This window comes from Neptuniibacter sp. PT8_73 (assembly GCF_047778045.1).
GTDB lineage: Bacteria > Pseudomonadota > Gammaproteobacteria > Pseudomonadales > Balneatricaceae > Neptuniibacter.
Genome location: NZ_CP180545.1, coordinates 1,306,990 through 1,322,746, shown reverse-complemented (window position 1 = coordinate 1,322,746; position 15,757 = coordinate 1,306,990). Strand labels below are relative to the sequence as shown.

Below are 15,757 nucleotides of genomic sequence, written 5' to 3'. Positions count from 1 at the left end.
CAGGCTTTATTTTTATCTACCGCCCCATAACCTCACAGCTAAACCACCCGATCTTTCCGTTTTCCGCTCTGTAGAAGCAAATAAGGCCGCTTTAGTCGCATATAGGTGCAAGGTTTTACGTGCTCGGGTAATCCCCGTATACAAAAGCTCTCGCGTCAGCAAAGGACTGTCGTCCGGCGGTAAAATAAACGCGACCGTATCAAACTCAGAACCTTGGCTTTTATGTACAGTCATCGCAAACACAGTCTGATGCTCAGGCAAGCGACTTGGCAGCACACTACGTAGCTCGCCATCCAATTCAAACCACACTTTGAGCTTTCCACTATCATCGGCAAGCACAATCCCGATATCACCATTAAACAATTTCAGTGCAGGATCGTTGCGGGTGATCATAATCGGTCGTCCAGCAAACCAAGTATCAGAGCCTTTGATATAGCCCCTGCTGCGCAGTTCTTTTTGAATACGTTCATTCAGACCGGCAACGCCATAGACTCCTTCACGCCGCGCGCACAGCAGCTGAAATTCACATAAACGATCCAATAAGTGTTTGGGTGAAGCCTCAGGATTAACATGACGAAACAGCTCACTGTAAAAAGAAACAACCAAATTGATCATCTCTTCGTAACTATCACGAGTCAGGTAATGATTTTTTAGATCTTCAAAGCCCTTAGCCATCACCCGCTTAACATGCTCAACACTGCCGGAATTAACCGCTTTCGCCATATAACCGATGCCACTTTTATCATCAAAGCGATAGCTTTTACGTAGAAGTGCCAGACAGTCAGAAAAAGATTGAGCTGAACCGGACGATTGGGCCTGAGGAAATGCACCTAACTGGGTTAATACCTGTTGTTGATTAGCACTGTAATCCAATTCTCCCTGCCAACTACAGATATCGCCTAAGACATTCCCCGCTTCTACCGACGCTAGCTGATCTCTATCTCCAAGCAATATTAATCGTGCGTGATCAGGCAGCGCATCCAATAGACGCGCCATCATCGGTAGATCAACCATCGATGCCTCATCCAATACCAACAGGTCTAAGTGCAACGGGTTATCCCCATGATGACGAAAACCTATCTGGTTCGGAATCACACCCAATAAACGATGAAGTGTGCTGGCTTCCGACGGCACAAGATCAGCAAGTTCGGCAGATAATGCTAATTTCTGTTTTGCCGAGTTAATCGATTCAGCTAGACGCGCTGCGGCCTTACCCGTAGGGGCAGCCAAGCGGATATTGATATCTACGCCCTTAGCCTGCATCTGTTGAATATACAAAACCAACAGTTTAATAACCGTTGTGGTTTTACCTGTACCCGGACCACCGCTAATTACCGAGAAACGTTTTTGAATCGCAACCGCAGCAGCCACCTTCTGCCAGTCGATCTCTTCGTTTTGTTTAGGGAAAAGCTTCGCAAGATGATCGCCCAGCAAAGGTAGATCCACATCAACAGGCACAGTACGTTGGCTTAACTGCTTAGCGACTTGGATCTCATATTGCCAATATCTATGCAGATAGAAGCGCCCCTGATCTAAAACCAGTAGCGCACTTTCTAGCGATTTATTAGTCCCCAGCATCAAAAGGCGAGCGTCAGGTTTTAGTGCCGTCCAATCGACAGGTTCGACTAGAGCCACTATCTCTTCAGGCCAATAGCCTTTCGGTGAGATCAACCTCTCTAAAGGCAGACACACGTTACCCGAGGCCAACTCAAAGCTAACCAAAGCGGCAAGTAGCGGTAATGCAGAATCATCAGACTTTTGCTCAGCAACGAACGCTGCGAGTTGATAATCGACTGAACGAATAATCCCTTCTTGCGACCATTGTTTCAGTTGGGGTAGATATGTATCAGACATCAACAACCTCGCCAGCAAACATCAGATCCAACTTCTCAATCAATTCAATATCCGGTTTATCATGGAACACCCCATTGGTGCTTTTACCGTCCATTCCACGAAGGAACAAGTAGTAAACGCCGCCAAAGTGCCGCTCATATTCGTAATCAGGTATACGTTGTTTCAGTAATCGATGCACCGCGAGAGTGTAGAGCAGATATTGCAGATCGTAGCGATGATCAATCATCGATTCTTGTATCGCCTCTTGGGTGTAACAGGAAGACTCATAACCTAGGTGGTTAGATTTGTAATCCAAGACATAGTACTTCTCACCATCGCGGAAGAGCAGATCAATAAAGCCCTTTAGTAAGCCTCTTAAAGGTTCAAAAGAGAGCGGTTTAGCCTTAGCCGCTAAAGGATCGTAGCGACGAATCAAAGACTCTAAACGCCCTACCGTGATGTGTTCTGCACTGAGCATAAACTCCATCTCCACCAACCGGTCTTCATCGTTGATCTGGTTTAAGCACAGCCCTTGCCCATTAAGATCCGTTGCGAGGACATCTTCTATCAGCTTTTCGATCACAAGCTGCCAACGCTCTTCGTAGCCTGCTACCTGTAGCTGATCTTGAAGTTGAGTGCGGTACTCATCCGATTCCAGCATGACCTGCTGATATCGCGCGAAGCTGATCTCTTCAAAGACGCTATGCAGGAAGGTGCCGGCATTGGCGCCTCTAGGAAAGGTAAAGATATTGTCTTCGTCAGGTATAACTTCTTCGACCTGTTCCTGCCCTTCTGCAGCTACTTCTAGATCCAACCCTGGAAGTTCAGGTATATGACTAGCCTGATGTTTACTCAGTGCAGAATAACTACTGACACGCCAATCGCGATCGATTTTACGCTCAAAATTACGTGCTTCTAGCTGCGCCGCTTTCTCTTCCTCAACGGCAAATAGATCTTTCTGAGAGCCATAATTTGGCGGCGCTAATACTTGGATAGCAGCATGCTGTTCGAGTATTTGCAGAGCTTCATCCAACTCAATCCCCGATTGCAGAAGAAGATACCCCAAGGCGCTGTCAATCAATCGGGACTTTTTACTATTACCGATCTTGATATGACTGATACCGATATAGCAGCTATAAACCGCGCGGGTTAGGGCTACATAGAGTAGACGTAGCTCCTCAGCCAGTCGTTCTTTATCCGCTTCTTCCAACGCTTCCGGTTCAGCTTTAAGATCTAAAACAGCTTCGCCTGATTCATCATGATAAAAAGCACTTTTCTGCTCTTTAAAACGGCAAGCAAAAGGCAAGAAGACGACTGGATATTCCAAACCCTTAGATTTATGCACGGTCACAATGGTCACAAGATTTCGCTCACTTTCTAAGCGTAAAATCTGCTCGTCACTACCGCCAGAAGGCTGTGAAATCTGCTCGTTAAACCAACGGATCAATCCAGCTATACCTTCTCTTTCAGCGCTCGCTTGTTGCAGAAGTTCTGGCAGATGCAGCATGTTTGTTAAACGACGCTCTCCGGATACCTGCTCAAGCGTCATTGCAGCTAGATTACGCTGATGAATCAGTCGGTTTAACATGGGCAACACACCTAAGCGCAGCCATATTTCACGATAATCACTAAACTCAGTGATCACCTTCTCCCAACCTAATTCATCATGATTTAGTCGATCAAGATCATGCATATCGAGCTGCATAAACTCTGTTGCCAATGCAGCTTTCAGTGCTCGATCATTCAGCGGATTTTCAATTGCCGTTAACAACAAAGAGAGTTCGATCGCTTCTTGAGATTTAAAAACCGAATCTTTGTTACTCAAGTAAACGCAAGGGTGCTCATAGACAGCCAATGCTCTACGAATCTCTTCTGCTTCAAAACGATCTCTTACCAGCACTGCGATATCCGAGCCTTGTAATTTTCGATCTCCTATCAGCGTATCACCAGACAGTAAGCGGTCTATTTCAGAAGCCGTAGCTTGAGCATAAGTCGCTAAGTATTGCGCATTATTCAGCGGCTCATCACTTTCTTGATGCCATAAGGTTAAAGCGGGAGGTTCGACATTTTGAATCTTTAAGCGTTTACTACCTTTATCCGCTGCTTTAACGGGGATAAATGGAATATCTTCATCGTAGATAAAAGCAGAATCAGCCGATTGGAAAAGATGGTTTACCCCTTCAACCATCGGCGTTGTAGAACGCCAGTTAGTCTCTAAGGTAAAGGTCTGCGGCACTTGGCGACGGGCCTGAATATAAGTAAAGATGTCGGCACCACGGAAAGCATAGATCGCCTGTTTCGGGTCACCGATCATGATCAAAGCGTGTCGATTTACATCTTTGTACAGCGTTGAAAAAATACCGTACTGCAGTGGGTCTGTATCTTGGAACTCATCAATCATTGCGACCGGAAACTGATCACAAATAGCACCGGCTAAGCTTTCTCCGCTATTGCTATACAACGCTTGATGCAAGTCGATCAGCAAGTCATCAAATGTTTGCACTTGATACTGTTTTTTAGCTCGTGCTAAACGCTGTCGAACCTCTTTCAATGCACGACTTAGCAGTATCTCTTTAACCGGAACAGCACCCTCTAACAGAGTATCTAACTGCTCAAACAGAAAATGTTGCGGATATTCAGCACCTTCAGGCGTTTTCTCCTGCAACACTGAAGATGTGAATTTCTGCAGTGTTGTAACCAGCTTTTTATTCGGCTCCAGTTGTTCTGATGCCGCATAATCATCGATCTGGGCAATCCATTTCGGTAGATTTGCTTTGGTATAACTGCGCTTGTTTATCCCTGAACTTTGAACCAGCGCAACCAGATCATCTTCATTCTGTAGCCATGCTTGCTTGAACTCATTCAGCACTTCTAACCTTGCATCATAAGCCTCAGCCAGATCCTGATCAGATAAGTCTGGCGTTACCCGAACACTGCGGCTTAGCAAACCGCGTATTTCCATCATCAGTGATTCAGGGCTAGACCAATACTGCATCACCAAACTACTAAGCGGTCCTGATAATGGATAGATAGTATTGCGCCAGAAATCGATCGCTGCACTTCGAATCAGGCTCTGATCGTCTTGAGTCAGTTCACTCTCAAATAACGAACCGCTTTCAAACGCATGCTGTTTAAGCATCCGTTGACAGAAACCATGGATGGTAAAAATTGCAGCTTCATCCATCTGACGAATCGCTTGTTCTAGCAGTTTGATCGCCAGTTCATGATCTGCTGTATTTTGTTTTAGCTGATCTAAAAACGGATCACTAACATCTGGTAACAGAAAAGCATTTCGCGCATCGACAATTCGACTGCGGATACGATCTCGAAGTTCTTCTGTCGCAGCCTCTGTAAAGGTCACAACTAAGATCTGATCAGGTCCTAACGGCTTATCGCTGATATCCCCTTGGCCTAAAAGCAAACGCAGATACAAAGCGGTAATCGTGTAGGTTTTACCGGTACCAGCACTGGCTTCTATCAGCTGCTGCCCTTTCAGAGGAAAAGTAAACGGTTCTAGCGGAAGAACACTAGTCATCTTTCCCCTCCTCTACATAGGCTAACAACGGTTCGTACACACTTTCTGCCAGAGGAATAAACTGTTCGGTGTATTGATTAAAATCGGGGAATGCCCGGCGCGCATAAGGGTCGTCTAAAACCCCGATACTAAAACTGTCTCCGTAGAAACGTTTTTCTAAGCTTTGCAAAGCCTTATCAGTATCTTTAGCCCGTTGCGCAAAATAGTCATGAGCCAATGAAGCGTCAAACGCTTGTGGCATTGTCATCCCCTGCTGATAAAAAGCCACCAGCTCGGTTAGTAAACGACGCGCTTCTGTAGATTCAACTTGGCGATAGAACGCCTTACCAGACAAACCGCGGTAGATCGTGTTTTTGCGCGCGCCCAGCGCACACAAAACTAGATGCTCAACCCAGGTAGATAAGCGATCCCGCGCATTGACTTGCGCCGGTCTATAGCGCAACAGATGTTCCGGATAGCAATGGTCTATCCAGCCTTGCAAACGTACGCCATCCAGATCCAAATTTACTTCAACTCGTTCAGGGTTACCTTCACATAGAGGCCGGATCTTCTCAGCAAGCTCTTCGCAATCATGACGTATTTTCTGCAGTGTTAACTCGCCCGCTTGAGCTACCGGAAGAATACCCTCAGCTAATACCGTTTGATCCAGTTGATCTAGCGACTGCTCCGCCAACGCCGTATCCAGATAACGCTGCTTAATCAGATAAGATTCCAAGTTATCCAGCGCGAACGGCTCTTCGTCTTGTGCTTCGATCTCGCTCTGACTGAAATACACTTTCAACCGCTGATTAAAGAAGCTACGGCACGGGCTCTTCAAAAAGCGAATCAGATCGGAGAGTTCTAATTCGGAAAGTGTTTGGTTTTCCAACGGCTGATTTATAAATTTCAGCAGAGGCTTAGTATCGGCTCCAGCAGCTGGTAACCATTGAGCCGCATAACTAAACAACTGCGAGTGCTCAGCAAAGTACTGCGGGCTAAAAGCAACTAACGGGTGCTGTTGGATCAACGACTGCCGTAGTTTTTGCCCACTATCGGTATACGGCAGGCTGGCATCGACAGCATAGGTATAACCCTGTTCGATGTAATCAAGTAACTCACTGACCAAAACCGAAGGTATTTTAGGGTTATTATCGCGAATAGAGCGTCCGACAAAACTGATATAAAGCTGCTCTTGGGCTGACAGCATCGCCTCCAAGAATAGATAACGGTCATCGTCTCTACGGGAACGATCGCCTCTGCGCGGATAGTCGGTCATCAAATCAAAACCTACCGGAGGAATACTCCGCGGGTACGCGCCATCATTCATGCCAAGCAAGCAAACCACTTTAAAAGGGATCGAACGCATCGGCATCAAGGTACAGAAGTTAACCGCACCAATCATAAAGCGTTGGGATGAGCGCTGCTGGTTCATCCCGTTCAACAGATAATCGGTGATCACTAAAGAGGATAACGGCTGATTAAATTCAGCATCTGATAGCTGTTCTTGCAGATTTTGTAGCGTCTGACGAATTGAGTTCAAAGCGATCTCATCTTGCTCATCGGCAAGATAAAACGCTTCCAACAACTGGTTAATCACCGCAACCCATTCATCTAAACAGAGCGACTGGCCGAAGTAGGTTTTCGCTTCTTCCAACAGATCAATAAAATCAGCGAGCTTACCGAGTAGCTCAGCTTCGAGCCCCTCCACTTCAGTGTATGGCGAGATCTCTTGCCAATACGCCGTTTGTTCACCTAAGGCATAACCCGCGAGCATACGGCGCAAACCAAAGCGCCAACTATTTTGCTCAAATAGTGGCAGTTCCCAGACACTTCGTTGTTCAGCATCCAGTCCCCAGCGAATATTGACTTGATCAACCCAATAACGAAGGCGTAGGAAGCTATCATCATCCAAACCAAATCGACGCAAGATCGCAGGTACTTCCAGTAGCTCTAATACATCAGATACGGTAAAGCGGCTGCTATTTAGCTTGAGTACTTTCTCAAAGCTAAGTAACAGAGGGTTTTCCTGACGATTACTGCGATCCGATATAGAAAATGGTATGTAGCGCTCAGAAGGTGCATTAGAGAACACCGCCTCGATATAAGGCGCGTAAGCTGCCACATCCGGCATCATCACAATAATATCGCGAGGTTTTAGCTCAGGGTCTTCCTCAAATTTGGCTAACAGCTGATCGTGTAAAACCTCTACTTCGCGCAGCGGGCTATGGCAGCTATGCAACACTATCGAGCGGTCGCTCTCATCAACGCTATGTTTTGTTTCACTATGACTAGGATCTTCAGGGAATGAGGTCGGATTATCTAAATCCAAAATGTCCTGCTGGATACTGTTCAGCAAACAATGCCTTTCCGGTTCAGCAAAAGCATCGATCTCTTCAACCGCGTTATCTTGAAGCTGATAGATATAATCACGCCCCAACTTACCCATAGACGCCAAAAGCGGGTTGCCTTGGGCATACTCGCTCATCTCTAGTTCGGGTTTGCCAAACCAGCGACGGTTAACTCGCGCGATCTGAGCAGCATCTAGAATATCACCCCAATAGTAGCGACAAGGATTCATAATCATCAGGTGCACATCAACTTGCTCACCTAAGGCTTGTAGCGCCTGGATATAATTTTGCGGCAGCGCTGAAATACCAAAGACAAACAGGCGTGGCGGTAACTGTTTCAGGTTAGAGCGTTGACGAAGCAGCTTTACAAAATCGCCAAACATATTGGCCCTATGCCAATGAGACTGCCCTAACGAAAGGGTGTAATCGGTCAATGCTCGCCATAGGACTGGCTGCCAGCTATGACGGGCAGCAGCCAGATTTCCGCCTTGCTCCCAATCAGCGATCCAATCAGGGCGATACACCAAATATTGGTCGAAGATATCAGCAATTTTGTTACACAACTGATAGAGGCGGTAATCCTCTTCATCCTCTGCCAAATAGGTTTGCAGCGAGTGGAATTCAGGTTGGTTCAGCAGATCGGGTAACACCAACATCAACTTCCAAGCCATTGCCTCTTTGGTAAAGGCAGAGCGCTCGGGAACATCATCTAAAACATTGGAAAAACTCTTCCACAAAAACGATGCTGGTAGTGGAAAATCGATTGATGCAGCAATCCCAGATGCCTGTGCTAACTCAAGTTTGAGCCACTGCGCCATACCTGGGCTTTGCACCAGAATTTGCTCAGAGATAAAGGGATCCGCGATCGGGTCGCGTCGAATTAATTCAACTAAGAGATCCTTAAGGACCCATATCGAGTTGGAGTGATATACCTGAAACATCCGTGCCCTGATGCAGTAAAAATTGCTCACCAACGAGGGTTGGTAAATAGAGCTATCTACTTTACTGAACTGGACTTTTAATGTCAGTTACTAATTATTGTGGAACGCTGAGATTAACTTGAATAAATAGAGTAACAGAAGAGCCATCAGCTACTGTTTAGAGAAAAGCCATCAGCCGCTGCTTTGAGGGTTATCTTCTTCCGCTGGTGCAGGCAAACTGCCAAAGCCTTCTTCCTCGGACCAGTAGTCTCGGCCCTGCTCTACTCGAACAACCCCTTTAAAGCGTTGTTTCAAATAGTCGACCGCTTCTGGCAAGGTGTCCAAATCACACAAAATTACGCCACCACGATCATTGTCTGTAGAAAAAAGAAAACTCTTCATACTGCCTCCAAGTTACGGAGGCAGATGATTACATAGAGAAGCGGTTGTGAAAAGCTAAACTGTGACAATACAGTTTTTACCCTGCTCTTTTGCTTTATAAAGGGCGTTATCTGCACGCTGCATAAGGCTTTGTACACTGTCACCAACGGTATAAGCGGTAACACCGATACTGACGCTACAACGTATGGTCTCACCATCCGGCAAGATAAACTGATAGTTCTGCAAACTTTCGCGAACCCTTTCAGCCACAGTTTCTGCGCCATCAACATCGGTTGATGGCAGTAAGATCGCAAACTCCTCTCCACCATATCGATAGCCACTATCCAAGGTACGTAGAGAAGAGCGAACCAAAGCACCAAAGGTTTCGAGCACTTTATCGCCCATCAAATGGCCATGAGAGTCATTGAGTTTTTTGAAATCATCTAGATCGAAAAAGCATAAAGTAAAACCATGATGGTAACGGCGAGCAGTTTCCAACGCATTTTCCATCTGGTCATAGAAATGACGAGAATTATGAAGACCGGTCAAGCTGTCGGTGATACTAAGCTCTTTGTATATCCGTTCTCGCTCAAGCAGCTCAAACTCAGCTTTCTTTCGCCCACTAATATTCTGGAAGGTTTCAATAGCACCTATTAAGTCACCATTGGAATCAACAATACTGGAAGCAGTAAATTGCAGCCATTCACCATCGACACCACAGTCAGGGAAGAAGTCTTCGGCTTCATAAGCACCTTCGATCAACTCTGAACGCTGACACTTATTCATATAGTAGTGCTTAACGTCTTCGTCTTTACCGCCTTCAAGTATCAAGTCAGCCAAACAAGGGCGCGCGGAGGAGTAGAAAGGCCTCCACTGATCTTTGGTACCGATCATTTCTTCTCTGCTTAAACCACTAATGGCTTCAAGAGCAGAGTTCCAATAAATAATGGTGTGATCTTTATCAAGTACAAAGGTTGGTAAGACAATGCGATCAAACACTTGAATAAGCATGGATTGATCTGTCATATCAACGATTGCCATGGGCGGGATACCTGCTTGAGGAACTACGTTTTCCTTCATAAATCTTACTGCGCCTAACCATCTTGCTAATACTAACAGCCAAAGGTATGACCAATATTTTAATTGGTAATACCACTACTCTATATCCTTAAGTAACTTAAATATAGTCAACAATTGGATTTTATGAAGGAATATTAAAAAACAAATTAAAACAAGAAGCTGGATCAATAATGGAAGCGGTTGTTGGCAAAAGCTTACTATTTAGATTTGGGAAAGAGCTACTCAACCCTTTCCCAAAAACTTACAGGTTCACACTGTTCAAATAGCTCCCCCTGCCTGAAACATAAGGTATTCCCCGGATTGATAGGAATAGCTTCGTCGCCCAATAAAGACTGGGAAGCGACAATAACACCGGTAACAAGATCATCTGAAGAAAGCTCTAGATCTACCCCCAAATTCAAACAAAGTTCTCTAAATGAAAAGCTCTGGTAAGCCAAAGTTTCAAGGTCAGTTTCGTTACCAGAATAGGCAAAAAGCAACTCACCATCCCAATGAATAAAGTGATGACCGCTTAATCGATTTAAGCGTCCGGCATAATCAGCGATTAAAGCTAATTTCATCTCAGCATCCGGTCGCCCTTCGCTCCATAGCTTACGCATCCGCTCCTGCAACAAGCTAAACGCTCGCTCTTGAGGGCTACAGCTTAGTGGCCACTGATCTCCCACAGGAAAGCGATCACCATCTTCGATGCCGGGTAACTCCCCTACTTGGGAAAACAAACAGGGTAAACCACGCTGCGCCCTTGAATAAGGTTGTATCTCAACGGCCTCAAGGGGTAGTTCAGGATAAAACGCTGCAGACCATACCTCAGTTTCTTCAGGGTTTTCTGCAAGATAATCTGCAAGCCCCAACGCCCTGTTATTATCCATAGCAGTGAATCGTTGTAAGTTAGATTCACATACAGTAGTGATGCCTAAAGCCTCTATTTCAGGGAGATTGGTCAATCTCACTTTAACTGGCGATGAGGTCACGATAGATAAAAATTGTGGCGACTTCATATTCCTTCCTTAGGTAGCAGCCACAGGCTCAGAATGAGAGCGGCCTATATAGAAAATAACTGCTACAGCCCAAAGGATCAAAGGTAAAACAATCCAATTCATTGCTTGCCAGCCCAACACAGCCTCCATCCAACCGGCAGACATTGCGGAAACTGTCACCATACTAAACACTAAAAACTCATTCGCAGCTTGAGATTTAGCTTTCTCTGCAGGTCTATACGTGGTGGTAACCAATTGAGTCGCGCCGATAAACATAAAGTTCCAGCCAACCCCTAAACACACCAATGCCGTCCAAAAATGCCATTCAGATACGCCCATCAAGTTAATGCCAATGCAGGCCAACATAAATACGGCGCCAGCATACATAACAGGATTAAGGCCGAATCGTGCGATCAAACTGCCGGTAAAGAACGACGGTACAAACATACCTAACACGTGCCACTCGATAACATGAGCCGCTTGAGCAAAGGTAAAGCCACAACGGGCCATAGCTAACGGCGTTGCTGTCATCAGTAGGTTCATCACCACATAACCCACCATTGCAACAACAACGGCAACGATAAAGGTGGGCTGTCGAACAATCGTCATCAACGGACGCGCTTTGTCAGTTTCTTCAGCAGCCACTTCTTTGGGAATATGAGTAAAAAACAGCAAACACAGTGCAATAACGTAAAGGCCTAATAATCCAACAAAAGCACCAGCAAACTCCGCTTCGCCTAGCAAATCCTGACTATAGATAGCCAACTGCGGCCCAATCACCGCAGCTACAACACCACCGGCCATAACTAAGGAGATAGCTTTACTTTTCGACTGATCATCGCAGACTTCGACTGCTGCAAAACGGTACAAAGTACCAAAGCCAATGCCTATCCCCAAAAGGAAAGTACCAAACGAGAATAGGAAAAACTGCTCTCCTTGCAGAGCAAGAATGCACAATGCCGCGCCCAATATGCCGATCGAATTTCCTAAGTAGAATCCATTTTTTCGGCCTATACGACGCATAATCAGAGAGGCAGGAATCGTCGCAAGCATCAATCCGATAAACTGGGTCGCCACCGGAAATGTAGTCATGGAAGGACTCGCCGCGAGGTTCTGACCGATCAAAGCCACTACCGAGACTAAAAGTATATTTCCGGTGGTTAATAAGGCTTGGCAACCGGAGAGTAAGAAAACATTCAGATTCATGAATTAATATCCTTTGACGCTTGATCACAAGTCACAGAACCAAAACGATCCCGATACTCACTTGGGTTAATACCTAAACGGCGAATAAACACTCTACGAAGGTTATCTGCAGATACTAAACCACTCTGTTCAGCGACTCGTTGTAGATTCAATGCGCCGCTTTCTAATAACTGCCGAGCCAAACTTAAGCGGCTGTTTTCGATATAAGTGGCTGGCGATTGCCCAAACTCACTTTTAAACAGACGGAACAGATGCCGCTCACTGACACAACAATGCTCGGCCAATACGGCGAGATTAAGCTCTGCATTCAGATGCTGCTCGATATAAGCAACTGCCTTAGCTACAGGCCCTGTAGTTTTTAATTGAGCTTCTAGCTGAGTGCTAAATTGTGCCTGACCACCGGGGCGTTTCATAAACACCACCAACTCTCGTGCAACCGCCATCGCAATCTCATGACCTAAGTCCTCCTCGACGAGGGCTAAGGCCAGATCAATACCAGAGGTCACACCTGCGGAGGTATACAGATCGCCCTGTTTAATCCAGATCGCATCGGAGTTAACCCGCGTATCTGGGAACTCTTCGGCTAACAAATCACAACACTGCCAGTGAGATACGGCTTCTTTATCCGCCAACAAACCGGCTTCCGCCAAGAGGAAAGCACCGCTACAGACAGAACCAATACGTCGAACAGTTTTAGCCTGCTCCTGTATCCAGTTAATCAGCTCCTGATTTTGCCTCTGTAGATCTACTCCACGTCCACCTGCAAACAGCAGCGTATCTATATCCGTAGCATCGAAATAGCACTGATCAGGAACCAAGCGCATCCCCGAATTGGTCACTATAGGCTCTTGCGATAATCCAAGAATTTTAATCTGGTAGAAATCTTGCCCTAATGCCCGATTAGCCGATGCGAACACCTGCAATGGCCCGGTGACATCAAGAATTTGGCAATCAGCATAGCCAAGAACGGCGATAGTTTTCACGTAATACTCCCACGGCGATTAAACCTGAGTTTTTAACCTGTAATAGCAGTATTACGCGAAACCGAAATGTCATCAATGACACATATCCGACAATTTCGGACATGCATCATTAAGCAATGGAAAGATTAGAGAGAAAGAACATCGATCTTCTGAGGATTAAACGTCTGCACCGCTTCTTCTGTCGGCGCGTTATCAGAGCGCATAGAAGTGCCACTGTTTGGATCAATACCGTGAGGGAAACCACGCTGCAAGCCCTTAAAGTCAAACAGTTCAGTATCAGCCAAGTGTGATGGCACAACGTGCTGTAACGAACGAAACATCGTTTCGATACGACCTGGGAAGTTCTTATCCCAAGTTTGCAGCATCTCTTTGATCACCTGACGTTGCAGGTTCTCCTGAGAACCGCACAAGTTACAAGGGATGATTGGGAAGCCACGTAGCTCGGCAAAGGCAGCGATATCTTTTTCGCGCGCATAAGCTAACGGACGGATAACCATGTTCTTACCGTCATCCGAAACCAGTTTTGGTGGCATAGATTTAAGCTTGCCGCCATAGAACATGTTCAGGAACAAGGTCTCTAGAATATCGTCACGATGATGACCTAGTGCGATTTTGTTAGCACCGATCTCTTCAGCGAAACCATATAGAGAACCACGGCGTAAACGTGAGCAAAGAGCACAGGTCGTTTTACCTTCAGGCACCACCTCTTTAACAACGGAATACGTGTCACGCTCTAAGATATGGAAAGGTACACCGATCGATTCCAAATAAGCAGGCAAAACATGCTCAGGGAAACCCGGCTGTTTCTGATCCAGATTCACCGCCACCAGCTCAAAATTGATTGGGGCGCTGCGCTGCAGATTCATCAGGATATCCAGCATCGCGTATGAATCTTTACCGCCAGATAGGCAGACCATAACCTTGTCGCCCTCTTCGATCATATTGAAGTCTTCAATCGCGCGACCCATCTCACGGCGCAGACGCTTCTGCAGCTTGTTCATACGGGTTTTCTGCTTCTTCTGCTCTGCAGCAGCTTCGGCGTCAGTTAGTTGAGGATCTTCAATTGATGAGGTGTTGCTAGTAGTCATGGTATTCAGCTCTATTTCGGAGCGCAGATTATACACTAGATAATCTTAAGAAGTCCTACACCTTGACGCTTGCTCAGCTAAGATGCGGTGATACACTAAACTGAACGTTCATCGGTAAATGGATTCTTTGGAGCAAGTAATGCTTAAGCTGATCAAAAGACTGGTTTTCTCGGCAACTCTGCTAGCGAGCAGCACCGTTTTTGCTAACCCGATTCTATCTTTTGAGATGGAGGGGGATTTTGATATTAACCACACAGAGATCAGCCAAGCTCTGGAAGAGAGCCGCTTTTATGTCATCTTCGAGCCCAATATCGGCCGCTCTCTGACTCACTATAAAGACCGCTGGGGCGCTGATTACAACAAACATGGTTATGAAGAGATCCGCAGCTTAGTCTTCTGTAATCCTTGGTACGCTAACCATGTGATTAACAAAGACCCTGATATGGGTGCACTCTGCCCTCTTTCTATCACTCTGCAGCACAAGAACGACATCACCTATATTAAGTTCCTGCGCCCAAGTCAGATCAATCCAGAAAGCCCTGCTCAGGATCTGCTGATTGAACTTGAAGAGGATATCGTTAAAGCGTTGAAGTCAGTTATCGAGCAATAAACACTGATAACGATTAAGGCTGAACCCAATTAATCTCTTGAGCAGTTTTTTCGCCAACTAAAACCTGCTCAAGACTCTCTGGCATCTCAGCTGTGGTCGATGTCCTTGGAATTCGACCACCCATCACCTCCGCATAAGCTTGCGGCAATAATGGTTCTAATTCAGGATCGGCATAACCATCGGGCCAGATCGGCTGGTTATTGCTGAGATCATATTTATCGGTCGCCCCTAAGGTGTGTAGCACTTCATGTATGGTCACAAAGTTATTCTGTGCTTGATAATCGACGCTAGCAAAACCATTCACCACCCCGATCATCCCTTTCTGCAAACCTAAGGAATGCTCTAGCACCTGATGAGTCTTGGGCGAATGCAGCTTCAAATAGACTTTGATATCAGGCGTTGAGCCAGTCCAACTATCGTTTTGCCAAGCCCAATAACGCAGATTTAAACTCCATAAGACACTGTCTAACATACTCGGGTTTTGTGGCGGTTTTGGAGGGTGTTCGGTCAAAGGGGGAGCAAGATAAACTTCGAGCGGTGTTTCTAGGGGGAGATCGTAATGACGCGCTTCTCGCGCCATAAAATGCTCGATATCGTCGAAGTGACCTTCTAATAAGGCATCAACATAGAGTTGGGTATCAACGCCTTGATCGGCGTTAATCGGATAGATCACCACCCAAAGCGGCCGATCCCAATCGGTAGAGCGCAGCTGCGATAGCCAAGCATTCATCGCCACCACGATTAACGCTAGGATCAGAACAATTAAACGTAGCCAACCCCATGTACTTCGTTGCGATTTAGCCACTAATCCCACGAA

General features: G+C 46.1%; 11 protein-coding genes. 1 reads left to right on the top strand and 10 read right to left on the bottom strand.

Annotation, left to right across the window (positions count from 1 at the left end):
* Nucleotides 1-12 precede the first annotated feature (12 nt).
* From recD to ttcA, 9 genes are all read right to left on the bottom strand, one after another.
* Complete coding sequence (recD, locus tag ACMXYN_RS05755; protein WP_415893899.1) at nucleotides 13-1,854, bottom strand: exodeoxyribonuclease V subunit alpha; 1,842 nt, start codon at nucleotides 1,852-1,854, stop codon at nucleotides 13-15.
* Entirely contained in the window at nucleotides 1,847-5,368 is a 3,522-nt protein-coding gene (recB, locus tag ACMXYN_RS05750; RefSeq protein ID WP_415893898.1) for an exodeoxyribonuclease V subunit beta, read from the bottom strand. The genes recD and recB overlap by 8 nt, the downstream gene beginning before the upstream one ends.
* Nucleotides 5,361-8,636 carry an exodeoxyribonuclease V subunit gamma gene (recC, locus tag ACMXYN_RS05745; protein WP_415893897.1) on the bottom strand — a complete coding sequence of 1,092 codons (3,276 nt, stop codon included), beginning with the start codon at nucleotides 8,634-8,636 and terminating at the stop codon, nucleotides 5,361-5,363. Before recC ends, recB begins: the two co-directional genes overlap by 8 nt.
* A gap of 171 nt (nucleotides 8,637-8,807) precedes the next feature.
* Entirely contained in the window at nucleotides 8,808-9,017 is a 210-nt protein-coding gene (locus ACMXYN_RS05740; protein ID WP_415893896.1) for a hypothetical protein, read from the bottom strand.
* A gap of 54 nt (nucleotides 9,018-9,071) precedes the next feature.
* Nucleotides 9,072-10,076 carry a diguanylate cyclase gene (locus ACMXYN_RS05735; protein WP_415893895.1) on the bottom strand — a complete coding sequence of 335 codons (1,005 nt, stop codon included), beginning with the start codon at nucleotides 10,074-10,076 and terminating at the stop codon, nucleotides 9,072-9,074.
* Nucleotides 10,077-10,294: 218 nt separating this feature from the next.
* A complete protein-coding gene (locus ACMXYN_RS05730; RefSeq protein ID WP_415893894.1) occupies nucleotides 10,295-11,074 on the bottom strand; it encodes a class II glutamine amidotransferase in 780 nt (259 codons plus the stop codon).
* A gap of 9 nt (nucleotides 11,075-11,083) precedes the next feature.
* Nucleotides 11,084-12,259, bottom strand: coding sequence for an MFS transporter (locus ACMXYN_RS05725; RefSeq protein ID WP_415893893.1), 1,176 nt, complete (start codon nucleotides 12,257-12,259; stop codon nucleotides 11,084-11,086).
* Nucleotides 12,256-13,242 (bottom strand): GlxA family transcriptional regulator, encoded by a 987-nt coding sequence (locus ACMXYN_RS05720; RefSeq protein WP_415893892.1) that lies wholly within the window; start codon nucleotides 13,240-13,242, stop codon nucleotides 12,256-12,258. The genes ACMXYN_RS05725 and ACMXYN_RS05720 overlap by 4 nt, the downstream gene beginning before the upstream one ends.
* A 125-nt stretch (nucleotides 13,243-13,367) precedes the next feature.
* Nucleotides 13,368-14,243, bottom strand: coding sequence for a tRNA 2-thiocytidine(32) synthetase TtcA (ttcA, locus tag ACMXYN_RS05715; protein WP_415894467.1), 876 nt, complete (start codon nucleotides 14,241-14,243; stop codon nucleotides 13,368-13,370).
* Nucleotides 14,244-14,469: 226 nt separating this feature from the next.
* On the opposite strand from ttcA, the gene ACMXYN_RS05710 reads away from it, so the two are divergent.
* On the top strand, nucleotides 14,470-14,940 hold the full coding sequence (locus tag ACMXYN_RS05710) for a DUF302 domain-containing protein (protein WP_415893891.1): 471 nt from the start codon (nucleotides 14,470-14,472) through the stop codon (nucleotides 14,938-14,940).
* 13 nt (nucleotides 14,941-14,953) lie between these two features.
* Here ACMXYN_RS05710 and ACMXYN_RS05705 read toward each other — a convergent pair whose 3' ends face one another.
* Nucleotides 14,954-15,754 carry a hypothetical protein gene (locus ACMXYN_RS05705; protein WP_415893890.1) on the bottom strand — a complete coding sequence of 267 codons (801 nt, stop codon included), beginning with the start codon at nucleotides 15,752-15,754 and terminating at the stop codon, nucleotides 14,954-14,956.
* Between the last annotated feature and the right edge of the window lie 3 nt (nucleotides 15,755-15,757).